The organism is Okeania sp. SIO2B3 (genome assembly GCF_010672525.1).
In the GTDB taxonomy this organism is placed as follows: Bacteria; Cyanobacteriota; Cyanobacteriia; order Cyanobacteriales; family Microcoleaceae; genus Okeania.
In genome coordinates, this window is record NZ_JAAHGH010000093.1 from 1 (window position 1) to 23788 (window position 23788).

A 23788-nucleotide genomic window follows, 5' to 3' on the forward strand; every position below is an offset into this window, starting at 1 on the left:
ACCTACATCTACATAAGAGTTAGATAACATCTGTTTTATCCCTTGAGTTATGTCATTCTGTGTAAATCTTATTGAGATTTCTGTTTTGACAGTCTGATTTTCATCAAGAACGAATCGCACTTCCTCTATATGTATATAATATACGGTGTCATACACCGATGTCAACCCTTTAATGATTAGTGTTACCTATACATAGATCCAATTTCAGCAAAACTTGCTTATACCGCGTCATACACGGTACTCTTAAAAGAATAGTATGGATCAAGGAAAAAAGTCCGATGAGCAAGAAAACAGGTTTTGATGTTGTAGGCAGAGGAGAAAAAGGGTTATTTGAAAGTTCTTATCCAGAACCCAGGGATATTCGAGGCTCTTTTAGAATGACCCAGAGCCTCTCGGATTGGATGGATACAGAAACTAACAGAACAGGGGAGAGCAAAAACGAACTCATTATATTAGCTTTGGAAATGTTGAAGCGATCGCGAACCACTCAGAGTGATTAGCTATGTAGCACTTATTATCGGGTAGCTTTTTTGCACATAAAACCCAAACTACATTTAGCTAGAGCGATCGCCGTCATAGCAACTTATAATTCCCTTTTTGCCTCTTCTTCTTTGGGTTTAGTTACCAAAACCCAAACATTTTTTTGCTTATACACATTCACTCAAAAACATCAAAGATTCTTGTATAATTCGAGCATCTTCTCTATCCATTGCTAACCAATCCTCCCAAGACAAAGATTCTGCATAGGTCTTGTAGAAAGCAGCACGCTTTTCTTCTATTGTTAATGGGCGCACGCCAAAAGCATCTCTAAAAAAATCGGTCAGGGACATTTGAGTTAAGGCCATGTTTAAGGCTATGGCCTCTTTTTTTCCTTGAGAAGCTGCGTATAAAATACAACTACTAAAATCACCTATACTTATAAGCTTGGCAGACTTATCTCCTGTCTTTGAAACGGTTAGCACGTCTGAAATATTATTCCTGAAGCCTAATCCAGATAAAGTATTAAGAGCTTTAGCTCTTCTTTTTAAAGTCAAGGTAAGCCAGTTTGAAGCAAATCCTATAGCTTTAGATGCTGTTGTGATTGATACATGATAGGAGCTATCTGGCAGCTCGAAACCTTCTACTTCAATGCCGGGACAAAATCGAACAACTGCCCGTTTTGCTCTGATTATTTCATTCATGATAAAATAACTTTAAAGGTTTATAGATTTACCTCACTGTCACAGCTTGTATATTTGGCAGTGTGGTAAATCAGTTTTATTGTTTAGGAAGTGCGCTAACACTTCCTAGATTTTTTTATTTTACCATTAATTATTTGCAATCGCTACAAAAAACTAATGATTTTATGGTAACTGAAGCATATATCAAATTTTGTTACTATACTTTTCCGATAGCATTTGCTATCGGAAAACTTGACAAACACAGGATATTGGAAAACAAAAATACAGACATCATCAGGATTATAGCAATTCACAACTTACACAGGTTTATCAAAAATCTACTGCTGAATTGCCTTTTCTACCTACGGTTGATGTAAGCTCCTAGACTTTTTCCGGTAGCAAATGCTATCGGAAAACTTTACAGAACCTCTGTTAATGTGCAGATTTATACTTAATACGCTTTAACCGTACCGTATCAGTTTTTAAGTTCACAAAAATCTCTATGTGCCCGTCTACTGCCTGAAGAATAGTGCGAGCACCACATTCATAAACAGTATCGGATAATCGTCCCCCTCTGGTTTCCCACAGCTTGGAGGGGCGTATTTCTTGAATTTCCCCAGCCTCAAGTTCGTACTCCCAATCTTTCTTTGCTTCTTCAATTGAAGAGTAAAAATCAACTCCTTTCCAATCTTCTCCAATCATCGTGAAAAGATAGTATTTGGCACCTGCTGGTAACGTTTCCATAATGTCTTTATCCCTTTTTTAGTAGTAACGCAGGTTAGACTTCGATGAGTGCGTCCAACCAATCGGTTAAGTAATTGTGAAAAGTCTGTATCGGTAGAGTGATAATAGCATCGGAGGTCACTATCGCAACATCATCACCATACCCATAAACGGCTTCTATGAATTCGGGTAAGATCGACCTGCCTAAATCCATAGAAGCTACAATTGCTGCTTCTATGGCTGTCATTGCTCACCTTCTAGAATTCATCGAAATCATCTGGGGATGCAGATGCTTTAAACTTTTCCACGTCCTGCCATATCTGCTCTGGTGTTTTGCCTGGTTCGTTGGAATAGCAGTCTAGGTCTTCCTCATACAGAGGGAGTTTATATGCAGTAGTGCTTGCTTCTGTACAAATGTTGTACGGAGGTTGAGAGTAGTCTGTATACAACCAAGCATCATCAGTCCCGGCATAAAGCCAGTTATCGTTGTTTTGAGGTGGTTGTACGGGTGGTGTGACTAGCTTCAGTTGAGGTGGGGCTGGCCTTTTTGTCTGTGTTTGTGTTAACATTAGATTTCTCCTATGTCTAATTAGGGGGTGGGACATCACTTCAACTTTTCCAGGGTCTGAGTGGTGTCCCTTTTGGTTTTTCCCTTTCCTATATCTATATGTTATCCTAGTATACCAGGATAATACAACCCTTTACCGATTAGAATTATCCTGGTATACCTGAATCTATGATAACCTCAGCTTATATATCCTGGTATACTAGGATATTCGGATATAATGGAGTAAAAATTTATAGGAGAAGTATTATGGCTAAAGGTAATCGCAACCCAAAACCAAAAGACTCAGCATTTCATCAAACTAAAAGAGTAGCTATAAGCGATCGTTCATTAGGAGAGTTAGCAAAAAAACCTGTATCGGTCAAGTTGGAAGTAGATGTAGATGAATATATCAGGGGACTACCTCAAAAAGATAGAGTTACTTTTCTTAGGGAATCAATTACCAATGCTGCAAGAGCGGAGATGGCAAACCAACATTCTGAGGAGATGTGATCTGCTAATCCCATTTCTGCTCTCTTTTTTTTGCACATAAAACCTAGACTACCCACATTTAGCTTGAGCGATTCGCGTAGCGTTCCGTTCCGGAATCGCCATCAATCTAATTCAAAACAATTACTTTATTTGAAATAATTCAAATATGTATCAACTAACCATTAATATACCTGAAGAAACAGCCCTGGCGTTAAAATTAACCCCAGAACAACTTAGTCAAGAAATGCAACTAATTGCTGCTATTAAACTTTATGAATTAGGTCGTCTTTCTTCTGGGGCTGCTGCAAATTTAGCTGGAATTCCAAAAGTCTTATTTTTAACAAAATTAGCTGATTATGGTGTAGACACTTTTCAACTCACTGAAGCTGAATTAGCTGAGGAATTCAGACGTGCCTAATATTATTGTTAATACTTCACCTATTCAATATCTTTACCAAGCTCATTTACTTGACTTACTCTTGAATTTATATGGTCAAATTATCGTTCCTGAATCTGTCGCTGATGAATTAGCAGTTGGTCTCTCCCTCGGAATTTCTCTACCAGATATTTACTCTATTTCATGGATTGAAATTCGTTCTGCTCAATCTAAAGCTATTTTACCTCTTGTGACTGAGTTAGGAGCAGGAGAGCGAGAAGCACTGGCTTTAGCCTTAGAAATACCTGAAAGTTTAATAATTTTAGATGATGGTTTAGCTAGACGTTATGCTCAGTTATTAAAATTAGAGTATATTGGCACATTAGGGATTCTTCTAAAAGCAAAACAAAAGGGATATTTAGAGCGAGTTAAACCTATTCTGGAACGATTAGATACTTTAAAATTTCGTTTAGCATTATCGACTCGGAATAAGATTCTCAAACTAGCTGGAGAAGAATAAGAATAACTACAGTAAATCCTGGATATTTTACAACTTCAGATTAGCATAAATAGGTGGAAATCAAAGAATAAATCATAAATTTGCCAGGAGAATTCCTCTATTAATAATTGTTTTTTGCGTTGGTAAATCAAGAGATGAAACTTTAAGAGTAATCTGTCTCTAATACCTCTAAATATTTAACCAGAGTACAAATGTTGTTGATTGGGTTGAATCTGAGGTAGGGATGGGGCAGTGAAGGCGATCGCTTTTTTTCTTTGAGGATATTTTTTAGAGTTGCCGAAGGTAAATCTAAAAAATATCCCTGGCTGGAGTTTGAGGCTGGCCAAGAAGCCTCAACTATTCGCGTTGTTCCGCGAATAGTCTTCTATCAGCGATCGCTATATTAACTTAGTATTGCAATGCCACGGTGCTTGAAAGCTTTTCTGACAGCCACTTGAACAAATCTGATGTAGATTACTTTTTAGAGGAAATCCAACCAAAGCTACTTCAAAAAACTACGGCTGGACTTGAGAGGTGAATTTAAAGCCACCAGATATCCCAAAAGACCGAAAAAACCTAGAACCACTGTCCAAAGTAGCTCTAGCGGAACTGGTGTGGCAACAGCAACAGGTAGGAGAGAGTAGGCAATGCCAGATCATCGGACTAATACCCTGTAATACGACTTTGAGCTGGTAGATAACGGGTTCTGAGTAATTAGACATTTGTCCATCTTACCATATACTGTCATATCCCCCGATTTTTTTTCACTCTCACGGTTCTACACTCAATAGACACTTGACTTTCTACATCGCACCTCTAGTTTTACGCCAATTTAGGAACAGAATAGGCTTTGTTGCACAAAGAAAGGAAATAAAGTAAAAATAACAACGCGTGCGTGGCACAGCAAATCTACACCAACATCGCTCAAATTACTTAGGATGATGCCTTTGGTTGGTTTGTACCGCAGTGGTTTATTCATCTGAAAAGCACTGTAAGTCTCTATTGTTTGATTCCCGAAATCATACCTCCGGGATTATTACTTGCTTCAGGTACTCTATCCTTAAGCCAGCAGATACCTTCAGCATTGGGAGTACCAGGTTGAGCAAAAGGTGGAACATAGGTAAAAGCTCGACACTGATTTTCTGTTGCACAAGCACGCAAGCAAGATTCCATGCTGTTTGTGTTGAAATTTCTATAGTCTAGGCCAATTCGGTCTGTATTAAAGTCAATGATAAATCTTGGACTTGATAAAGCTACTGTTGAAGTTAGTGAAAAAATTCCTAAAGCTAACCCATAAACAGTAAAAGAATTTTTCAGATATTGCATAGCTAATACTCCTATTTTTTTTAGTAATTTCAGATGATTTATATTTGGGATAACTGTTTAATTGTTTCATCCTTTATTGGTTCATTTTCTAAATAATTAGACTTCTTGATTAGATGTACTAAAGTATCTTGAAAATGAGCAAATTAAATCTTTCAATCGTTATTTGTTAGACTTTTTGTAGATGGTAAATAATTTGTGTTTTAATTAATAGACTTGTCGCTTTATAAGGTAAAGTATAGAGTTAGTAGGGTGTTTGAAATTGGACAATGTTAGATATCAATCGGGTGCTAAAAGAAGACCGCTTATTAAGGGCATTGACTGGACTAAACCGTAAGGCATTCGATGAATTATTACAAGCTTTTTGTGTCCAACTTGAATTGGAAGCGATCGCCAATACCCAAAAACCAAGACTCCGAGCTCTGGGAGGAGGAAGAAAAGCGCGATTGCTACAAGCTAAAGACAAGTTATTTTTTATCTTGTTCTACTTTAAGTGCTACCCTACCTTTGATATGGCAGGAGTATTGTTTGATTTACACCGCAGCAGGGCACACCATTGGATGTTAAGACTACAGCCATTGCTAGAGAGTGCTTTAGGGCAGAAAATGGCCTTACCAGAACGTAAGTTACAGAGCATTGAAGAATTCATTACCAGGTTTCCATCTGCCACAGAGGTGATGATCGATGGTACAGAACGGCCAATCCAGCGTCCAAAAGACCAGCAAAAGCAGAAAAATCATTACTCAGGTAAAAAAAAGTGCCATACTCGTAAACATCTGATCATGACAGACTCAGATAAAAGAGTCCTCCTCCTATCGAAAGCAAGAGAGGGCAAGGTTCATGACAAACGGCAGTTAGATGAAGAAAAATTGGTGGATTTTGTACCTGATGAAGTGAAAATTCATGTAGATTTGGGTTTCCAGGGATTACAGAAGGAATTTGTCAACATCAAAATACCCACGAAAAAACCTCGAGGGCAGGAATTAACTGACCAACAAAAACATCTCAATAAAGAAAAAAGTAGCGATCGCGTCAAATGTGAACATACAATATCCGGTGTGAAGAGATATAATGCAGCCAGAGGATTGTATCGAAATCACATCAAAGACTTAGACGATCGCTTCATGTTCACTGCTGCTGGACTCTGGAATTTTTACCTGATGGCAGCATAGTTTAATCAGTGAAAAGCCAGGATTTTCCATTTCACTTTAAGGTTTTATTTCGCGACAAGTCTAATGTAAGTAGGTAGTAAATTAGAGTGAACCTCTTCCAGAAGAAACAATAGGGGCTTCTAATGTCAAAACGTAAACACTTCCAGGCGGAATTGTGAGGAGATTAATGGTTTCCGGGGAACTTAAATCAACAATAATACCCACTCCTTGCCCTACCATCTGCCCTAATACCACACTATCTAAATCACCTCCTCCAATAGCTCCCACAATATTACTGCCAAGACGGGTATAGGTAGGGGCATTTTTTCCAGCTTTTTGAGGTCCCTTCGTCAGGGTAATTTCTTGACCTGCAATTGTGGAACCGGATGCTTTTATAGGAACAACTTGACCGGCGATAACAATAGACTCGGCAACAATTTGAGCGCCACCATTTGAAGGTACAAGTTTGACTGTCACTAATGAATTAGCAGGAACAGCAATGTCTCCTTGACTATCTAGGATAGGTTGAGCTAAAGGTACAGTAGTAGAATAAGGTTGCTCTTGACCTACATCAAACTCTATTGGATGGGGAAAAGCAACAACAATGGCTGTAGATTGAGGAATTGTTCTAGTTTGACTGTTTTGTTGCTGCTCAACTATAGTCTGCTGTTGGGCTAAAGTTGGCATTGAACTCGATAGGGATAAAATTACAGAGAAAGCGGATAAAGTCAACATTTTTATCATAATTTTCTCCTGTTTTCTAGCTAGATGTTATTAATAAATAATTTGATAAACAGCAGTTAGCAATCTTGAGTGTGGGAATTCTAACTCCTGCTCTTCTACAAAACAAGTCAGGCAATTACCATCCCTGCATATGGTGTTCAAAAATGGCCATTTGTTTCTGAGCTTCTATTTCTTCAAGTCGGACTCTTTCTTTGGCCTCAATTGCTTTGCGGTTAGTCTCTGCATTGATGGAAGTAGCCTCTATATGGGCAGCCCCCTGAACAAAAGCATCACAATTTTTGCCGGCAGTTGAGCTGGTAGTTATCGTGCGATCGTGAGAATATTGAAAACTGTGGTCTTGAGAACTGTTGGATGAGCTGTTGGACTGATTAGCTGTTCGTCTAGCATGATTTTGACTACGTTGCCTGCCCCCTCCTATGCTGAATCGACCTAATTTTAAACGTCCTTTACCTCCTTTATTAGTAGTGCGGTTGGACGACTGCATCCGAGAACGACTATTAGAGGAACTTTGAGAACCTATATCATTTTGAGAAAAAGACACGACGTCATTTTGAACATCTTGAGCAACAATATCACTACAATAGGCACGATGATCTCTTGATAAAGTGCCCCGATCTATCCAAGTATTCGGTTGGGCATAAGCTGGGAGGATTGAAGTAAATACAGTTGTACTTGTCAATAAGTAAGTGAAGAAAAGTTTAATACGCATAGCTTTATTCCTTGAAATTCAGTAGTTTAAATTTTTTAAATTGAAGATATTTGCAGGGTTGAGCGTAATTTAAAATGAGAGTGGGTCAAAATTACCTGTACGCTCGTAAATATCACCTCCAGGTGTAAAAATCATATCGCCTCCGTCCCCTGACTCTACCCATTTCTCACTCCCACCAGAGGAGTAGCCAGGAATACCTTCCCAAGCACCTGTACGTTGATAGATATTCTTTTTGGGAGAAATGATTGTGTTGGGAGGTGAAGGATTAGTGTAGGAATCAATAATGCTACTTGCTCCACTGCAAATAGCTCCACATAATATAGTTGCGGTTGGATGTCTAAGAGGTAAGCAAGCTGCTCCACAGATTAATCCCCAGTTAGCTCCATTCACAAATCCTTTACTTTGTTCACCTTTCACTTCTCGTTTATATGGATTGGATTGTGCATTTGCAGGTAAACCTGAAGTCAGGATGGCAATTGTTGTGGCTAAAGTGATTGAAATTTTTGTATTCATTTGAAATTTAAAGTCATTGTTGACATTCTGATTGAGAGAGTGAGGAGAGTATTCTCACTATAGCAAGCAACAAACTGATTACAACATAGACTTATGATTAATCTTAGATAAGGAAATATTTTTCTACTATATATAGTCCAAGTTGTAATCAATCAAAAAGTTGTGTTTATGAACACTCAATAGTTGTGAAATACCTCCTTTTTTTTCCTTTCCAAGTATAACTTCGCTTTAGATAGCCATCTTGGTATTGTTCTGTCCACTCCCAAACACGTTTTTTTCGCCTTGGACGACCTTTCGGAGTTGTTTGCCATTGCCATTGTGTGGCACGACTGTAGCCTTTATATTGACAGAACATATTGGCTGCGTGTTTTCGGCCAGCCTCATTACAACCATCTGGATAACGGTAGGAATCAACACAAGCTCGAATTGAGTGCCCGTCAAGTTTTGGACTCAAAAAAGTCTTTGCTGATGCACTGGTGGTTGAAAATAAAGTTAGAAGAAGTGCAAGTGCGCCAATTTTTTTCATAGTGTCTGCTAAATTATGTGAGGTAGATAGTTAATAGAACCGTATTTTTTCTGTTCTGTATTATTATCCAGAAATTTATTGGAGTTTTATACAGCTTTCAAAAAAAAATTCGAGAGATTTACTTTGATTTAAAAACTGGTAAAATTGAGAAACAGTTTTGAAATATTTTCAAGTATTGATGTGAATCTTAATTAATGCTCTCTACCTATTACTCCGTAAATTTGATGGAATTTTATACAAATACGATTGATAATTCGATCGCTTCAATATGTTAATCAGGATTTACGCATTAGGTACGAAAAACTAGGATTTGAGATTGCTTCCCTATCGGTCGCAATGAGAAAAATACGTTGTACTGCGTAAGTCCTATTAATGATCAGACCTCCAGAATTCGGTTGTTCCTCCACAGCCAAACTCTAGAGTTTTTCTACAATTGAAGAACTGCTAAAAATTATCTCTATTTATTACTCCGTGAATTTGATGGAATTTTATACAAACACGGTTGATAATTCGATCGCTTCAATATGTTGATGATTGATGTGTATAATGTACTCGCTGTAATCAGCGACCTCATCCAACCCTGTGAAATTGAGGAATAGTTCAGTTGTCAGCCAAGTTAACAAAATTAATATTAGTTTTTTCCATTTTATGTCCATGAGGTTTTAGCCTCTGACTCATCTATTTTTATTTCTGCAAAAATCAACACTTTTTATACAAAAAACAAAATATTGAGTGAAAAGAGGCAAATCAACTAAATTAGGACTAACGCACTAAAAGGTATTTCTGTCATTACGACTAAAAATGGTATAACTACTTTTATCCTGCAAAATATTAACTGTTGTATTAATTTTCGAGTTTTGTATAAAATCATCTCTTCCAGTCAGAGAATAATATAGAGCAGAAAAAACAACTGGCTGAGGATAATATCACAGTCATTTGAGAGGAGTGTCTATTAATCAAAGTTAGAGTTATGGATGAAGATGAACTTTTAAGAGAACTAGCATTAGAAGCAAGCCAATACCCTCTAGGGACAAAGGAGAGACGACGAATTGTAGCTCGAATCTTAATAATTCTCTCTCAACCGGGTAAGCTTTACCGTCAACAATGTCCAGATCAATATCAAGGTCGTTATGAAGAAATCTATGCTGTAGCAAAGCAGAGGCTTTTTTTGTACATATACGAAAAAATTGAACTTTATGATCCGAGTCGTGGAGAATTTTTAGGTTGGGTAAATTGGTTACTCAAAAAAAGATTTCCAGATTTTATTAAAGAGTGTATTAATATGGGTAGGAACTGGGACTCGGAAAGAGTTACGAGACAAGCATCTGAAGATTTTCAAATTCCTGACCCAAATTCTCCTTCAGATAATCCTCTTCCTAGCGAGGAAATACGTCAATGCCTTGAAGAAGACCCAACGGGAGAATTTAAAGCCACTTATACTTCTGGCAATCCCAAAGCAAATTTCCAGTATATTGCTCTAAAAAGACTTGATGGATATCAATGGAGTGAACTTTCTCAAGAACTTGGTGTTCCTATACCTGCTTTAAGCAACTTTTATCAACGTTGCCTGAGAAAGTTCAGACAAATATTTATAGATTACTTATCAGATTAAACAGTATGAATACAAATAAATATAATGTCCTAAATCCAAAGCTCGGAACGTTTGTGGAACATATTCTGTTAGGAAAACTTTGGCGGAACCTAACGGTAGCTACATTACCACAATGGGATTACTTTCTATCTCACAATAACATTATTACATCTAATTGCACTTAAATAAATTAATTTTACAAGAGGTGAAAAATTTCCAAATGAAAAGTGACAGAATGAATAATTTAACCTTTGCTGTACTATTGACTCCTTTAGCTCATGAATTTGCTGAACGGTTTCAAAAACTACAAACTAACCCATTGAAAGCCCAACAAGTTTATCGCAATACTTTGGCTGTTTATGCTGGGGATTACTACTTCGGATGTTCGGGAGTCACAACTGATTTAGAGGGAAGTGATAGTTGGAACCCAATAATCCAAACCCTTGCCAATACTGGAGAGTTGATTGTCAAAAATAAGGGCAGTTTGGAGTGTCGTCCAGTGATGGCAGGTTCAAAATTCTTTCATGTACCAGCGGAGGTTTGGGCAGACCGAATTGGTTATGTGGTAGTAGAACTCAATTCCGATTTGACAGAAGCAAAGCTATTGGGATATTTACCTTCTGTTGAAAGTGAAGAAGTTTCTTTGGAGAAACTCCAACCTATTGATGATTTAGTTGATGATTTGATGGGATTGAAACCATACGTTGTTCCTGATACTGCTGTTCAATTGCAACCACAAGTTGTGCCACAGACTTTTGTTCAATTGGGTCAATGGTTACAGAATCAGTTTGAGGAGGGATGGGAAACTCTAGAATCTATACTAGACAACACTAATCTTTCACCTGCTTTTAGAACAAGATATGCCTACCGGACTAGGAACGAAACTTTAGAACAACCCAAGCCAACAGTTGAAATGGTGAAGTTATTAGGCTCAGAATTTCGATTGGCAGGGAATTTAATTGCATTGCTAGTGGGGTTAACTCTAACTACCTCTAATCAGCTAAATGTTTCTGTGGAAGTGTCTCCTACTCAAGAACCTGAAGGAAATTTTCAAGAGTTAGAAGCGATGGTGCTAGATGAGACTGGAAAAAGGGTGATGGGAGCAACAGCAACAGAAACTCAAGAAATTAATTTCACCTTCATTGGAGAACCAGGCGATCGCTTTAGTGTTAGGGTCATTCTTGATGATATTTGTTTGACTGAAAATTTTGTGATTTAAGTTTTGTTTTGTGGTAGGAATAGGAGAAAATTCAATATGGGAAAAGTTATTGTCTTCAGATTTTACGGTGATTTAACGCATAATGGCTTTCATGTAGATTCAACAGTCCAGGAGGAAAGCGATTCTGATAATAGTTATTCTCTTAAAACTTTGGCTGATATTAAGGGGTATTTACCAGCCGACTCTCTGCTTGCCCAACAGGTGGAGAAGTGGCAAAAAAAGTATCGAAGTTTAGGACCTGAAAATTCAGGAAATAATCCTGACTTAAGCATTCAGTACAGAGGGATTCAGCCAATAGAAACAACTGTTCAATCCAACTGGCTTCAGAGAATAAGCGAGTGTGAACAGTCAGCTCAACAGCTTAAAGAACGCTTTAAGTCTTGGTTAGAATCTCCGGAATTTCGCCAAATTGATCAACAAATCCGGCTAAAAATTACATCTGATGAAGAGGTTCGGTTTCTGATTCGCACAGACGATCCTAAAGTTCATCAACTTCCCTGGGAAGAATGGGATTTAATTAAAGATAATTCTAGTGTAGAAGTAGTATTCGGTCCTACAGAATCTAAGCACAACCATAGTTTTTCTCAATCAGTTCTTAGAGGTATATTGAAAATACTAGCAATTTTAGGTGATAGTAAAGGAATTAATATAGAAAAAGATAAGCAAGAGTTAAAAAAGTTAGAGGAGGATGGAGTAGCAAAAGTTGAATTTCTAGAAGAAACTAATTGTGAGGAAATTTATCAAAAATTAAATGAGCAATCCTGGGATGTTATATTTTTTGCTGGACATGGTGAAACAATAGATGAAAATAGTGGGAGAATTTATCTTAACTCACAGGGAGAATATTTAGAATTAACAGATTTGTGGTATAGCTTGAGAAAAGCAGTTGAACGAGGATTGAAAATTGCGATTTTTAATTCTTGTGATGGTTTAGGATTAGCTCGTAGTCTAAACGATGATCACATTCCGATGATGATTGTGATGCGAGAACTACTTCCCAATAAAGTAGCGCATCAATTTTTAATTAATTTTCTCACAGCTTTTCAATCAGGTGAACCTTTTCATCTTGCAAAGCGACAAGCTCGCGAACAACTTAAAAAAATAGAAAAAGAATATTATCCCTGTGCTACTTGGCTGCCTGCAATCTATCAAAGTATAGAAACACCTTCCTTTAAATGGGAGCCTTCTCCTGCTTCAACTTTTCTGTGTAGTTTCAAGACTTCTGCTATAGCTTGTGTTGGAGCAACTTTTTTGACCTTGATGTTACGGCAAGTTGGTTTATTGATGCCTCTGGAACTAAATTCATACGATCGCTTATTGCAGATGCGTCCATTAGAAGCACCAGATGAGCGACTCTTAATGATTACTATTGATGATAAAGATGTTGGTTCCCAAAGTCCTACTGAAAGAAAAGGAAAATCTGTTTCAGATGGAAAACTTGAGGAATTACTTCAAGAGGTTAATCAATATAAACCCAAAGTTATTGGTTTAAATATTTACCAAGATAGACCTGTTGAAAGTGAATATTTAAAACAGAAAATCAACAATGATAGAAAATTAATTCTTACTTGTAGATCGCCTGGCAATAAAAATTCGGGTTATGATTTTCCTCCAGAGTTTTTAAACTTGCTCAAAGAAATACCTGAAAAAGATAGGACAAACTATATACAAGCAAAGGTGGGATTTAGTGACGTGATAGAGGATAATGATCGAACACTTCGTCGTCACTTGTTAGGAGAGAATATAAAGCGCGATAAAAAATGTCAAACTGAATTATCATTCAGTTTAGCGATTGCACGTCGCTATCTATATAATCAAACCGATCCGAGTACCAATATATTGTCAAAAGGAGAACTGAATAGAATATTTGAGCCTTTAAGCATTGAGAAGGGTGGGGGTTATTCAGAAAGAAATTGGGATAAAGGCGGAAAACAAATTATGCTTAACTATCGCTCAGTGGGAAAGTTAGATAACATTGCACCAACTTTCACCATGACAGAGGTGTTAGAAGAGAGAAAACTGACTCGCGATCTAGTCGAAAACCGTATTATTCTTATTGGTACTGTAGATCGGGATTTTGACCAGTTATATTATCGCACTCCATATACTCAGGGAAGTTTTAATGATACACCTGCAATTGTAATTCAGGCGCACATGATTAGCCAAATTATTACTGCATTTAAAGGAGAACGACCTCTAATTAAAGTATGGCCTAGAACTGCTGAATATTTCTGGATAGCAACTTGGTCAATGATTGGAGGATTAATAATATGGGTTGAGGGATTGAGAGGATATTCTTTTCACCATAAGCTCAAAATTTTGATGCTAGGAGGAACTATTCTAACTTTATATGCTTCTTGTTACATTCTCTTGATTTTTGGTTACTGGGTTCCACTATTTTCTGCAATATTTTCATTAATTTTAACAGTTGGAGGGGCACTTTCTCCCTCCCTAATTCGATTCATCAAAAAATAATTTCTCAAAATAATTCAGTGAGTTAGGCAATGTATTTACCAAGCGCTAATTTTTTTATTATTTCATTTTTCTCACTAATACTGGTTATTTTAGTGAATTTTCCAGTGGAAGTTCTCGGTGAGAAACCAAAATATAATCGTGCAATTTTATATGAAAATCCTGTAGATGCTTCAGGCTGGGGAAGAGCAGGTGGTAGGCGAAGAGGTGGAGCAACAAAAGGTGGCTCTTGTGGAACAGCAGAACCTCATGAACTTAGGGCTTTAGTGCCAATATTCAAGGGTGTATGGGGATTGACAATAGAATCTCATCCCACTTTCTGGTTTTATATTCCATACAAGACTGGGGAGTTTCATTCTGCAAAATTTGTGTTGTGGGATAAAGACCGCACCTATAGGTATGAGAAAAATATTCCTTCTAGTCAGCCTTTTCCTAACTTGATTTCCATATCTATTCCACAAACAAAAGAACCCCTTGAAATTGGTAAAGAGTATAATGTAGTTTTAAAAGTGTATTGTGAAGATCCTGAAGAAGCCTCCGATCCTACAGATGTGGTTAAGGTAGATGTTAGGAATTTTGTTGTACGCATATCAGCCGATGAAATTCCTGGACTTCAAAGTGAGCTTGACCAAGCTGGAGATGATTTACGACAGCAAGCAGTTATCTACGCTAAGTACGGTATTTGGTTTGATGCCCTGAGAATAATTGGTGAGTTACGCCAACAAGAACCAAATAATCCTCAGTATCAAGAGGACTGGAATAAATTATTGGAAGATATTGATATGAAGATTTCTAAATAAATTATCTGAATATTATATCATTTCTCCCCTTAAGACTTAAAATAACCAGCAATTATTCTATGGCATCTACCGGAGGCAAATTTATGAGCCTAAATATGAGAAGACTTAGTTTATTTTTGTCTGTATTGGTGACTACCGGAATCCTAAATTCTGAGGAAGTCCAGGCACAGAATATTACTCCAGCTCAAGACGGTACGGGCACAATAATTACCCCTGATGGGAATCGCTTGGATATTCAGGGAGGGTCTCTCTCCGGTGATGGTCAGAATTTATTCCACAGTTTCCAAAAGTTTGGCTTGGATGCTGGTCAAATTGCTAATTTTCTCTCTAATCCCCAAATTCAGAATATTCTGGGACGAGTGGTGGGGGGTGAAGCTTCGGTTATTAATGGATTGATTCAGGTAACGGGGGGCAATTCTAACTTATTTCTGATGAATCCGGCGGGGATTCTTTTTGGCCCTAGTGCCCAGTTGAATGTCCCTGCTAATTTTACAGCTACTACTGCTAATGGGATTCAGTTTGGGGAGGAATGGTTCAATGCTGAGGGGATAAATAATTATCAGGCATTGATTGGAAATCCGACGGCTTTTGCTTTTACTATGGGGCAGCCTGGAAGTCTGATTAATGCAGGTAATCTGGAGGTGAATCCAGGGCAGAATTTGGCCTTGTTGGCTGGTAGTATTGTGAATACAGGCCAACTCGCTGCTTCGGGGGGACAGGTGACTATGACTGCTGTACCGGGGCAGAGGGTTGTAAAAATTTCCCAGACTGGACATATTTTAGGTATAACTATTACTGTTCCTGATGCTGAGGTTCGGCAAGCGGAAGACTGGCGACAGCCGATTTTTAATCTCTATGATTTGTTGGCGGAGGCAGGGGGAGGGGATGAACTGGGGGTGGTTATTGGGGCAAATGGCACAATTCAATTGACTGACCCAAATGTAACTATTCCGAATGATGCAGGAACGGCGATCGCTTCGGGTGATGTGGATGTATCGGGAGAAACTGGTGGAAGTGTTGGGGTGTTTGGAGATAAGGTTGGTGTTGTGGGGGCTGAGATTGATGCCTCTGGAACTAATGGTGGTGGTAATGTTTTGATAGGTGGAGATTACAAAGGTCAGGGAACTGTTCCTAATGCTACACAGACTTTTGTTGGTAGTGACTCTACTATTCGAGCTGATGCGTTGTCAAGTGGTGATGGTGGTCGAACTATTGTTTGGGCGGATGAAACGACAGAATTTTACGGCAATATAACTGCTCGTGGTGGTTTGAACTTTGGTAATGGTGGCTTTGCAGAGGTATCAGGTAAAGAAAATTTGATTTTCCAAGGAACTGCCGATCTAAGTGCTGTGAATGGGAGTGTAGGGACTTTACTACTCGATCCGAGGAATATTTTGATTTCAACAGCAGCTAATTCTTCTGATGAATTTAGTAATGAGTCACCTAATATTTTTCAGGATCAATTTAGTGAGGAAGAACAGATAACAATTAATTCCTCTACTCTGGAAGGGATAACAGCAGCTATCACCTTAGAAGCTACTAATGATATTACGATTCAAGATGGTTTATCTCTTAATTTTGCTGAATCAACTAATTCAATAACTTTCAGAGCTGATGCTGATGGTCAAGCTGGTGGTGATTTTAGCATGGATCAAAGTCAATCCATTACTGCTCCTGGTAGAAGTATTGAAATTTCAGGAGCTAATGTGACAACTGGTAATATTAATACATCAACTAATAGTACAATTACTGGTGATCCTGGTGGTGAAATTACATTAACTGCAACTAATGGTAACATAACAACAGGAAATTTAGATTCATCATCTGTTACTTTAGATGAAAGTGAAAATCTTAATAATGTAACTACTACTGGTACTATTGGCGGTGTGATTACACTAAATGCAACGAATGGTAACATAACAACAGGAAATATAAATTCATTCTCTAGTACTGGCTCTGTAGGTGATAGTGTTACTGCTAATGCAGCTCCTGGTGGTAGCATTACTATTGAAGCTACAACAGGTAATATTGAAATTCAAGGTAATATAAACTCTTTTTCTCGTGCTGACTCTATTGACAATGAGCCACCTGATGATGGTAGTGGTCTAATAACTGCTATAGCAAATTCTAACACTGGAGGCGATATCGATCTAGATGCAGGAGGTAGCATCAACATTACAGGTGATTTAGATTCTTCTTCTGTAGCTATAGCAACTGATACAAGTGGTCAGGCCAGAGCAAATGATACCAGCAATAATGCTACTGGTGGAAGAGTCGAACTGACTACAAATAGTGGTAGCCTCACTATAGGAAATATTACTACCTCATCAATTGCATTAGTAAGTGGCAATCAAGATAGTATTGCTAATTCTGGTTCTAGTGGAGATATAATTTTGAATGCTTCTGAGAATATATTTATGAACGCTTCTGATAATCTAACTCTACAGACAGATACGAGGAATCTAACAAGTGTAAATGTGACTCTTGATAATTTAGATAGTTCATCCCAGGGTCTTGCTAATAGTGGAGGTTCATCCAATGAACTTCAAGGAGGTGATATTACATTTAATGGTCAAGTTGTTCTAAATGAAGACATAACTATTTCAACTAGCGAATCTGGAGACATTACTTTTAATAATACTCTAAATGGAACGGCTTTGGGAAGTCAAAATCTAACTCTAAATGCTGAGACTGGAAACATAACTTTTAATGGGATTGGTAATAATCAACCATTGAATAGCTTAGTAATTGGTGCTAATAGCACAGGCAATATTCAATTAGCAGGGGAACATTTCTTTCTCAATGAATTTACTTTCAATAATCCGGTTATTCTTCTAGATGATACAACAATCAGTGTTCAATCTAGTGATTTAGCTAATAACTCAGGAAATATTTTGAGTTTAAACAATACTGTGATAGCAGAAGAAAATAATTTAACTCTAAACGCAGATGAAGTGAATCTATCTAACACAGTATCAGGAACCGCAAACTTAACCTTTCAACCATCTACGGAAAATGTAAATATTGAACTTGGAGGAGAGACTAATCCCAATAATCTCAACATTACAACGGCAGAATTACAACAACTTCAAGGATTTAGCTCTGTTACCATAGGTCAAGTAGGTGGAAATGAATCTATTGAGGTAGGTACAACGGAAACTCTTGATTTAAGTAATGGAAATTTTGACCTAACTTTAGGAGGAGGTAGTGTCAATTTCATCAATGGAATTATCTTAACTGATAATAGTGTTCTTACTCTAAATACAGGACTTGTAACCAGCACTTCTCCTGATATTGATATTAGAGTTCCTGGTGATAACGGCACTTTAGTTCTGAATACATCAAATTCAGTGGGAACTGCAACACAACCATTAGAAACAGAAATTGCTCAACTGATGGTTACATCCATTACAGGAGACCTATTTCTTGATAATAATGCTCCCCTTGTAATTGATACTTTGACTATTCCAGGAAATTTAGGCTTGACTGCTAATGGGGAAATTAGAGTGACTGGCAATATTACTGTTAGTGAAGATGCAACCTTCGATGCTGGTACAAACGACATCACACTAGAAAGCAACAACAATGACCTAAATACCGCGAGCTTCACTGGTCTGAATGTTCGTCTGAATGATATTAACGATGTAAATTTGGGAACTTCCAATATCTCTGGTAATTTCAATATTAATGCGGGGGGAGAGATTACCAATAATGGCACACTGAGTGTTACAGGTAACACTACCTTTACAGGAGAAACTGTAACGCTCTCCAACCCTATAGATACTACAGATGTAGGTACAAGTTTTGTAAATATTCAAGCAAACGGCGATATCATTACTGGAGATATAACTTCAAATCAGGGTATTACTCTCACCAGCAACAGTGGAGCTATTAACACCAATACAGGTACTCTCTCTAGTCAAAATAGTCAAGGTATAGGAATTCGTTTAGATGCCGTGGGAGGTATTACTACAGGTAATACTATTAGTCCAGGCCAACCCATAACGCTGATAAGTCGTGAAGGGGGTATCAATACTCGGCCAAGTGTTCTTGATTCCCAAACAAGTGTCCTTAATACCAGCAATACTATCGGTAGTGGTGGTACAGTAACTATTAATGCTCAAGAAACCGTAATTACTGGAGATATAGATACGCGATCGTTTATAGATGATGACAGTGTTATTACGGGTGAGAATGGTGGTAACATTGCAATTAGCAGTTCAACCGGAACAGTAACAACCGGAAACCTTACTTCATCAAGTATAGCTGGAGGTTCTGGAGGCAATGTCATCATAAATGCCCCAACAGCAATTACTACAGGGCAGATAGACTCTAGTAGCAGTCTAGGGAATGGAGGTAATGTTTCACTTGATCCAGTGGGAGATGTGCAAGTTGAGTTCATTAATCCTCAAGGTGGTGCGAATGGAATAGGTGGAGAAGTATTTGTGGAGTCCACAGAAGGATTTTTCCGCGCTACAGGTTCTTTCATTGACCAAAATGATGTTGAAGCCAGTATTTCTTCGGCTGGAGGTTCAGGCGGTGGCCCAATTACTATTCGTCATGCAGGTGGTGTCCTCAACCCTCCTATTGAAGCCTTTGATGTTGGTGACTCAGAAATTAATGGCACAGCAGGAGCAATTACCAGTGGAGATTTTACAATTTCACCCGAAATTTCCTTTCTCAATTCCTTCCAGTTAGGAAATATTGCCATAGTAACTGATGACATCACCGAGGATGACGAACCCCCTCGCGAACCTGAAACTCCTCGACTTCCTATTGCAAATAGACCTCCCTGCGCTCCCATTGATGCTAGCTTGCCTGAAGTTGAAGAAGTCTACACCAAGCAATTTGAAGATTATGCACCACCAAAAGACGATAAACCCACACCCACTCTATTGGAGACCTGTGAGGCTTTGGGGGAAATAGCAGCCAAAACAGGAGTTAAACCCGCCATTGTTTATACCCGGTTTGTAGGCGATCGACTAGAATTGATTATGATAACAGCTTCACTTCCACCAATTATTGAGCGTGTTCCAGAGGCAACTTCAGAAGCAGTCGCAACTATGGTAAAGAATTTAAGAACGGGAATCATAGATCCTTCAGAAGCAGAAATGGAACCTGAAGAGGCAGGCAAAGAACTTTATAAATGGTTAATTCAACCCCTTGAAGATCATTTAGAAAAACTTAAGCTAGAAGGAGAAGAGGATATCCATCTAAGTTTTATTCTCTCGCCCGAACTGCGAGGCTTACCTCTAGCAGCTTTATATGAAGACGATCCAGAAAATTGTCCAGAAAAAACAGATGGAGATGGTTGTTATCTAATCGAAAAGTATAGTGTTGGTGTAATGCCTAGCTTAACCCTAACAGATATTAGTTTCACAGATATCAGAAGTTCCCAAATCTTAGCAATGGGAGCAACAGAATTTATACAAAAAGAATGGAATGACTTATATGCTGCCAATATTACTTTGGATACTATATTAGATATCTGGGAAAATAGAGGTGATTTTCTGAAAGAAGAAGACTTTATTTTTAATAATATTAAAAATCTCCGACAAGAAAAGCCTTTTGGGATTATCTATCTACACACTCATGCTAAGTTTAAATCTTTTAAAGATTCTTACATTCAGCTATATACTGAAAAAGAACCAGATGAAGAACAACAAATAAAATTAGATGAGATACGAAAGCTAAGATGGGATCAACCTTCTGTTAGATTGTTAGTCCTGGCTGCTTGTGAAACAGCTCAAGGTAGTGAAGAAGCTCAATTAGGATTTTCTGGGTTAGCTTATATTACTGGAGTGCAATCTGCTGTAGGAAGCTTATGGAAAGTTGAAGATTGGGCAGATTTTGTTTTAATGGCAGAGTTCTTCAATCAGTTAGCTCAAGGAAAAATTAAAGCACAAGCTCTCCGACAAGCACAAATAAATATGCTGAAAGGAGAAGCTTATATTTACGAGGAGAATGAAGAGTATTTCTTGAAATTATCAGGCCAAGACCAACTTATACGATTTAGTCCTCCAGAAGGGGTATCTCCTCTTCTAAAAAAGAATTACTCACTTCCTCAAGCATGGGCAGCCTATACAATTATTGGTAGTCCTTGGTAAACAATCAAAAAGTATTCAGGAATCAGACGAGAAAAGCAGTTAACGCTATAATTGTACGAAGTCTAATATAGATTAGATTCATTTTTCTGAATCATTCGTGATTACTATAATTGATAACTGATTCAAGACACAGCAAAACCTGTATATTTACGTTTATAGGGTGCGTGAAAAGCCAGAACAATATCTGATGAAGGCACTCCTAAATCTACCAATTCACTAGCAATACCAATTTCTGTACCATCATGTTGTATCCAGATTTTTTCATTTTTAATATCTATTTGTAAAACACAACCCCGTACTCGTCTATTGCCATGCCAACCTACATTTATAAGTTGATAATGGTCCCGTTCTTCATCAAAAATAACTTGAACTTCTATATCTCCATAAGATGGTTTATATTGACTATAGTTGGTAATAATTTGTTTAATATTGTCTCGATATTGAGCTAATTTTTCCATTGCACAATTACCTCCCTGTTGGGATCGTATACGATTAATTTTATTTGATTTTCTTCAACAACTATTTGAGTAAACATAAGAGTGAAAAAACTTTCATAGGTATCTTCAGAGACAGCTAGATAGAGAATTCTTTCTGGTTGACTTCTCCTTAATACTGTGCGGTAATTAATAAATTGCCCCAAAGCACTATGAAATTCAGAAATTAGGGATTGTCGAACAAAACTTTTGATTTCAACAGCGATTCTTTGCCCATCTTTTTCTGCACCAACAAGTTTTTCTGCACCCAGATCAACATACATATCAACTCCTCCAAATTCTAAAAAAAGAGGGTCATCAGTAATAGTCCAACTTTCTTTGATTAAGGCGTTTTTTACAGCATCATGGAAAATGTCTTTTGCGGGCATAATTTAGATGTTAATACTTGACAATTATTTGATAAATTCCTATCCCAAATTAATTACATATCTTATTAATTCCCTTTTATTCCAGTTGCAATGACTTGGCTATAGTAATTATCTTGATTTGATATTACAGTAAAGTTATTAGCTGGACTTGATGTCATTCTTTAAAATGTCACCTGATAGTTAATTCCAAAGTGGAATCCATCATTTTGAATATTATCTCCTCTGTCATCTAAGTCAATAAATGGATATCCATAATCTCCCCGCACAATTAGATTATCAATCCCCAGAAAATTAACCCATAAAAATCCTACACCAGCTCCAATTAAAAACCTCTGATCCAATAACTCATTAGGATTATTCGGTTTATTCCAAATAGCCCCCATATCAACAAAAGGCGCAATTTGAATTTGGGGAGCGCCCCTAGCATCTTGGGTTAACGTGATTCGGTCTTCAATAGATAAACGAAACCCATTATCACCTGAACGAGCATTTTGACGATATCCTCGCACCGATGTCCCTCCCCCAATCACAAATTGTTGAGCAGGAAGCAAACTATCTGGACTGAGTTGAATATCACCTGAAATAATCAACAGATGGTTATCCGATAATTTCTGCGCTCGCTGTACCTGCCCTAACCAACTAAAAAAGCGTCCATCGGGAATAGGTTCGGGATTAGTAGTAGCATCAAACATATCAATTCCAAAGCTAAATTGAGAATTGAACGACCAAGAGCCATCAAAGTCCCGTATAATAAAATTCTGGCCTAACTTGAGGGTGCTAGTACGACTAAACCCCTCTTCATCTGGCCCAATCCCAAAAGGAAACCGTTCATCAAAGAGAAATGTTTCCCCCTCCTGATAAGTAAACCCAACATAAAGGGCCAATTCAGAGCGAATAGAGCGAATTAGGGGTTGACGGAAACTAACTTCATACAATTCATTCTTTGCCCGAATATCCAATTCATCAAAATCAGATTGAGTGATTTCTTGCCAGTAGGGAGCAAATCTGAACTGAAGTGTACCTTCCATGGCATTAAGTGGAACTCGATAGTTAAAATCAAGAATGTCACTTCCTCCAGTCGTAGAGCGATAATAGGAAGCAAGAATTTCATCTCCCAATCCAGTTAAATTGCCATAGCGCAAAACTGTACCTACCCTTTCTGAGCCAATACTAGGAGGAGAATAGTTGTCCACACTTAAGTAGGCAGCAAAAGAGTCAGATTCTTCAACTCGAACAATCAATCTTGTTTCTTTTAGCTTATCATCTACAATAAGACTGGCCTCTATATTGTCAAAACGTGGATTTACTCGTAGTAATCTCAGTTTTTCCTCAAGTTCTAACGAATTGAAAGGATATTTTGCTCCCAGTAAAATTCGGTCACAGATATAAGATTTATTTAAGCGTCCTCTATTACGAACTTCAATTTCTTTCAGCCCTCTTTCTATTACAATGATGGGAGTTTTAGGGAATTCTAGATTTCTAGGAGGTCTCACCTCTGAAGTATAGTAACCATTTTCAACATATAATGAAGTTAAGGATTTCAGAAAAACATCGTAGAGATCCTTAAAGATTATATTCTTAGGCAGATCGAGAGGCTGATCGGACTCCTCAGACTTCACAAATCTAACCTTTTCTTCAATATATTGTTTAATCTCTTGCGTCTTGTCTGTACTTTCAAGAGCAAAATCAATAATCTCCTTTCTACTAAAAGCACTACTCCCCTCAACTTGAATTAAGACAGTACGTCCATCGTCTAGACGAATATTAACAATTGGAATGGGAGAAGGAGGAGATTTAGGTTGCGCTACTGTACAACTATCTTTTCGTTCTTCTTTCTCTTCATTCTCTTGGCCAGATTCTTGAGCAATTTGAACCCCATTTAATGTCCCCAAAATCTCTGAAGACCCATGTAGCTGAATCTCAGAGTCAATTTCTTTTGAAATTATCCCCCAACTAGGTTTAACCAAAAGTCCATTT

24 protein-coding genes are annotated in these 23788 nt (G+C 37.8%); 10 read left to right on the top strand and 14 right to left on the bottom strand.

What is annotated here, in order from left to right; genetic code table 11:
• The first annotated feature begins 278 nt into the window (after positions 1–278).
• Positions 279–500: a hypothetical protein gene (locus F6K15_RS30735; protein WP_293068705.1), complete on the top strand. Its 222-nt coding sequence runs from the start codon at positions 279–281 to the stop codon at positions 498–500.
• A gap of 147 nt (positions 501–647) precedes the next feature.
• On the opposite strand, the gene F6K15_RS30740 is transcribed toward F6K15_RS30735, so the two are convergent.
• The 4 genes from F6K15_RS30740 to F6K15_RS30755 form a co-directional block, all read right to left on the bottom strand.
• Positions 648–1181 carry a hypothetical protein gene (locus tag F6K15_RS30740; RefSeq protein ID WP_293068707.1) on the bottom strand — a complete coding sequence of 178 codons (534 nt, stop codon included), beginning with the start codon at positions 1179–1181 and terminating at the stop codon, positions 648–650.
• 411 nt (positions 1182–1592) lie between these two features.
• Complete coding sequence (locus F6K15_RS30745) at positions 1593–1904, bottom strand: hypothetical protein (RefSeq protein ID WP_293068710.1); 312 nt, start codon at positions 1902–1904, stop codon at positions 1593–1595.
• Between the two features lie 34 nt (positions 1905–1938).
• Positions 1939–2130 (bottom strand): hypothetical protein, encoded by a 192-nt coding sequence (locus F6K15_RS30750; RefSeq protein ID WP_293068712.1) that lies wholly within the window; start codon positions 2128–2130, stop codon positions 1939–1941.
• Between the two features lie 10 nt (positions 2131–2140).
• Positions 2141–2452 (bottom strand): hypothetical protein, encoded by a 312-nt coding sequence (locus F6K15_RS30755; protein ID WP_293068715.1) that lies wholly within the window; start codon positions 2450–2452, stop codon positions 2141–2143.
• A gap of 245 nt (positions 2453–2697) precedes the next feature.
• On the opposite strand from F6K15_RS30755, the gene F6K15_RS30760 reads away from it, so the two are divergent.
• The 3 genes from F6K15_RS30760 (at position 2698) to F6K15_RS30770 (ending at position 3815) form a co-directional block, all read left to right on the top strand.
• Entirely contained in the window at positions 2698–2940 is a 243-nt protein-coding gene (locus F6K15_RS30760; protein ID WP_293068718.1) for a hypothetical protein, read from the top strand.
• Between the two features lie 145 nt (positions 2941–3085).
• Positions 3086–3337, top strand: a complete 252-nt coding sequence (locus F6K15_RS30765) for a UPF0175 family protein (RefSeq protein ID WP_202224302.1) — start codon at positions 3086–3088, stop codon at positions 3335–3337.
• The gene (locus F6K15_RS30770) at positions 3330–3815 is read left to right on the top strand and encodes a DUF3368 domain-containing protein (RefSeq protein WP_293068721.1); all 486 of its coding nucleotides are present in this window, start codon (positions 3330–3332) and stop codon (positions 3813–3815) included. The genes F6K15_RS30765 and F6K15_RS30770 overlap by 8 nt, the downstream gene beginning before the upstream one ends.
• A 176-nt stretch (positions 3816–3991) precedes the next feature.
• Here F6K15_RS30770 and F6K15_RS30775 read toward each other — a convergent pair whose 3' ends face one another.
• Together F6K15_RS30775 and F6K15_RS30780 are read right to left on the bottom strand one after the other, a co-directional pair.
• The gene (locus F6K15_RS30775) at positions 3992–4141 is read right to left on the bottom strand and encodes a hypothetical protein (protein ID WP_293068724.1); all 150 of its coding nucleotides are present in this window, start codon (positions 4139–4141) and stop codon (positions 3992–3994) included.
• A 652-nt stretch (positions 4142–4793) separates the two neighbouring features.
• The gene (locus F6K15_RS30780; RefSeq protein ID WP_293068726.1) at positions 4794–5120 is read right to left on the bottom strand and encodes a PAN domain-containing protein; all 327 of its coding nucleotides are present in this window, start codon (positions 5118–5120) and stop codon (positions 4794–4796) included.
• Positions 5121–5386: 266 nt separating this feature from the next.
• Here F6K15_RS30780 and F6K15_RS30785 point away from each other — a divergent pair, with 266 nt between their 5' ends.
• A complete protein-coding gene (locus tag F6K15_RS30785) occupies positions 5387–6289 on the top strand; it encodes a transposase family protein (RefSeq protein ID WP_293068729.1) in 903 nt (300 codons plus the stop codon).
• 81 nt (positions 6290–6370) lie between these two features.
• Here F6K15_RS30785 and F6K15_RS30790 read toward each other — a convergent pair whose 3' ends face one another.
• The 5 genes from F6K15_RS30790 to F6K15_RS30810 all read right to left on the bottom strand — a co-directional run bounded on the left by F6K15_RS30790 (position 6371) and on the right by F6K15_RS30810 (position 9383).
• On the bottom strand, positions 6371–7012 hold the full coding sequence (locus F6K15_RS30790) for a hypothetical protein (RefSeq protein WP_293068731.1): 642 nt from the start codon (positions 7010–7012) through the stop codon (positions 6371–6373).
• 115 nt (positions 7013–7127) lie between these two features.
• The gene (locus F6K15_RS30795) at positions 7128–7721 is read right to left on the bottom strand and encodes a hypothetical protein (protein WP_293068733.1); all 594 of its coding nucleotides are present in this window, start codon (positions 7719–7721) and stop codon (positions 7128–7130) included.
• A gap of 69 nt (positions 7722–7790) precedes the next feature.
• Positions 7791–8234, bottom strand: a complete 444-nt coding sequence (locus F6K15_RS30800; protein ID WP_293068736.1) for a hypothetical protein — start codon at positions 8232–8234, stop codon at positions 7791–7793.
• A gap of 166 nt (positions 8235–8400) precedes the next feature.
• Complete coding sequence (locus tag F6K15_RS30805) at positions 8401–8688, bottom strand: hypothetical protein (protein ID WP_293068738.1); 288 nt, start codon at positions 8686–8688, stop codon at positions 8401–8403.
• A 560-nt stretch (positions 8689–9248) separates the two neighbouring features.
• Entirely contained in the window at positions 9249–9383 is a 135-nt protein-coding gene (locus F6K15_RS30810; RefSeq protein ID WP_293068741.1) for a hypothetical protein, read from the bottom strand.
• A 347-nt stretch (positions 9384–9730) separates the two neighbouring features.
• On the opposite strand from F6K15_RS30810, the gene F6K15_RS30815 reads away from it, so the two are divergent.
• From F6K15_RS30815 to F6K15_RS30835, 5 genes are all read left to right on the top strand, one after another.
• Positions 9731–10372: a sigma-70 family RNA polymerase sigma factor gene (locus F6K15_RS30815; RefSeq protein ID WP_293068744.1), complete on the top strand. Its 642-nt coding sequence runs from the start codon at positions 9731–9733 to the stop codon at positions 10370–10372.
• 214 nt (positions 10373–10586) lie between these two features.
• Positions 10587–11570, top strand: a complete 984-nt coding sequence (locus tag F6K15_RS30820) for a DUF1822 family protein (protein ID WP_293068747.1) — start codon at positions 10587–10589, stop codon at positions 11568–11570.
• A 36-nt stretch (positions 11571–11606) separates the two neighbouring features.
• Positions 11607–14045, top strand: a complete 2439-nt coding sequence (locus tag F6K15_RS30825; protein WP_293068750.1) for a CHASE2 domain-containing protein — start codon at positions 11607–11609, stop codon at positions 14043–14045.
• Positions 14046–14137: 92 nt separating this feature from the next.
• Complete coding sequence (locus F6K15_RS30830; protein ID WP_293068753.1) at positions 14138–14842, top strand: DUF928 domain-containing protein; 705 nt, start codon at positions 14138–14140, stop codon at positions 14840–14842.
• 59 nt (positions 14843–14901) lie between these two features.
• Entirely contained in the window at positions 14902–20949 is a 6048-nt protein-coding gene (locus F6K15_RS30835; protein ID WP_293068756.1) for a CHAT domain-containing protein, read from the top strand.
• 122 nt (positions 20950–21071) lie between these two features.
• Here F6K15_RS30835 and F6K15_RS30840 read toward each other — a convergent pair whose 3' ends face one another.
• The 3 genes from F6K15_RS30840 to F6K15_RS30850 all read right to left on the bottom strand — a co-directional run bounded on the left by F6K15_RS30840 (position 21072) and on the right by F6K15_RS30850 (position 23778).
• Positions 21072–21407, bottom strand: a complete 336-nt coding sequence (locus tag F6K15_RS30840) for a XisI protein (RefSeq protein WP_293068758.1) — start codon at positions 21405–21407, stop codon at positions 21072–21074.
• On the bottom strand, positions 21395–21811 hold the full coding sequence (locus F6K15_RS30845; protein ID WP_293068759.1) for a XisH family protein: 417 nt from the start codon (positions 21809–21811) through the stop codon (positions 21395–21397). The genes F6K15_RS30840 and F6K15_RS30845 overlap by 13 nt, the downstream gene beginning before the upstream one ends.
• Before the next feature lie 161 nt (positions 21812–21972).
• Positions 21973–23778 (bottom strand): ShlB/FhaC/HecB family hemolysin secretion/activation protein, encoded by a 1806-nt coding sequence (locus F6K15_RS30850; RefSeq protein WP_293068762.1) that lies wholly within the window; start codon positions 23776–23778, stop codon positions 21973–21975.
• Positions 23779–23788: the final 10 nt, after the last annotated feature.

Coding starts and splice junctions, on each gene's coding strand:
- F6K15_RS30735 (WP_293068705.1), top strand. CDS start 279: ATGAGCAAGAAAACAGGTTTTGATGTTGTAGGCAGAGGAGAAAAAGGG.
- F6K15_RS30740 (WP_293068707.1), bottom strand. CDS start 1,181: ATGAATGAAATAATCAGAGCAAAACGGGCAGTTGTTCGATTTTGTCCC.
- F6K15_RS30745 (WP_293068710.1), bottom strand. CDS start 1,904: ATGGAAACGTTACCAGCAGGTGCCAAATACTATCTTTTCACGATGATT.
- F6K15_RS30750 (WP_293068712.1), bottom strand. CDS start 2,130: ATGACAGCCATAGAAGCAGCAATTGTAGCTTCTATGGATTTAGGCAGG.
- F6K15_RS30755 (WP_293068715.1), bottom strand. CDS start 2,452: ATGTTAACACAAACACAGACAAAAAGGCCAGCCCCACCTCAACTGAAG.
- F6K15_RS30760 (WP_293068718.1), top strand. CDS start 2,698: ATGGCTAAAGGTAATCGCAACCCAAAACCAAAAGACTCAGCATTTCAT.
- F6K15_RS30765 (WP_202224302.1), top strand. CDS start 3,086: ATGTATCAACTAACCATTAATATACCTGAAGAAACAGCCCTGGCGTTA.
- F6K15_RS30780 (WP_293068726.1), bottom strand. CDS start 5,120: ATGCAATATCTGAAAAATTCTTTTACTGTTTATGGGTTAGCTTTAGGA.
- F6K15_RS30785 (WP_293068729.1), top strand. CDS start 5,387: ATGTTAGATATCAATCGGGTGCTAAAAGAAGACCGCTTATTAAGGGCA.
- F6K15_RS30790 (WP_293068731.1), bottom strand. CDS start 7,012: ATGATAAAAATGTTGACTTTATCCGCTTTCTCTGTAATTTTATCCCTA.
- F6K15_RS30795 (WP_293068733.1), bottom strand. CDS start 7,721: ATGCGTATTAAACTTTTCTTCACTTACTTATTGACAAGTACAACTGTA.
- F6K15_RS30800 (WP_293068736.1), bottom strand. CDS start 8,234: ATGAATACAAAAATTTCAATCACTTTAGCCACAACAATTGCCATCCTG.
- F6K15_RS30815 (WP_293068744.1), top strand. CDS start 9,731: ATGGATGAAGATGAACTTTTAAGAGAACTAGCATTAGAAGCAAGCCAA.
- F6K15_RS30820 (WP_293068747.1), top strand. CDS start 10,587: ATGAATAATTTAACCTTTGCTGTACTATTGACTCCTTTAGCTCATGAA.
- F6K15_RS30825 (WP_293068750.1), top strand. CDS start 11,607: ATGGGAAAAGTTATTGTCTTCAGATTTTACGGTGATTTAACGCATAAT.
- F6K15_RS30835 (WP_293068756.1), top strand. CDS start 14,902: ATGGCATCTACCGGAGGCAAATTTATGAGCCTAAATATGAGAAGACTT.
- F6K15_RS30840 (WP_293068758.1), bottom strand. CDS start 21,407: ATGGAAAAATTAGCTCAATATCGAGACAATATTAAACAAATTATTACC.
- F6K15_RS30845 (WP_293068759.1), bottom strand. CDS start 21,811: ATGCCCGCAAAAGACATTTTCCATGATGCTGTAAAAAACGCCTTAATC.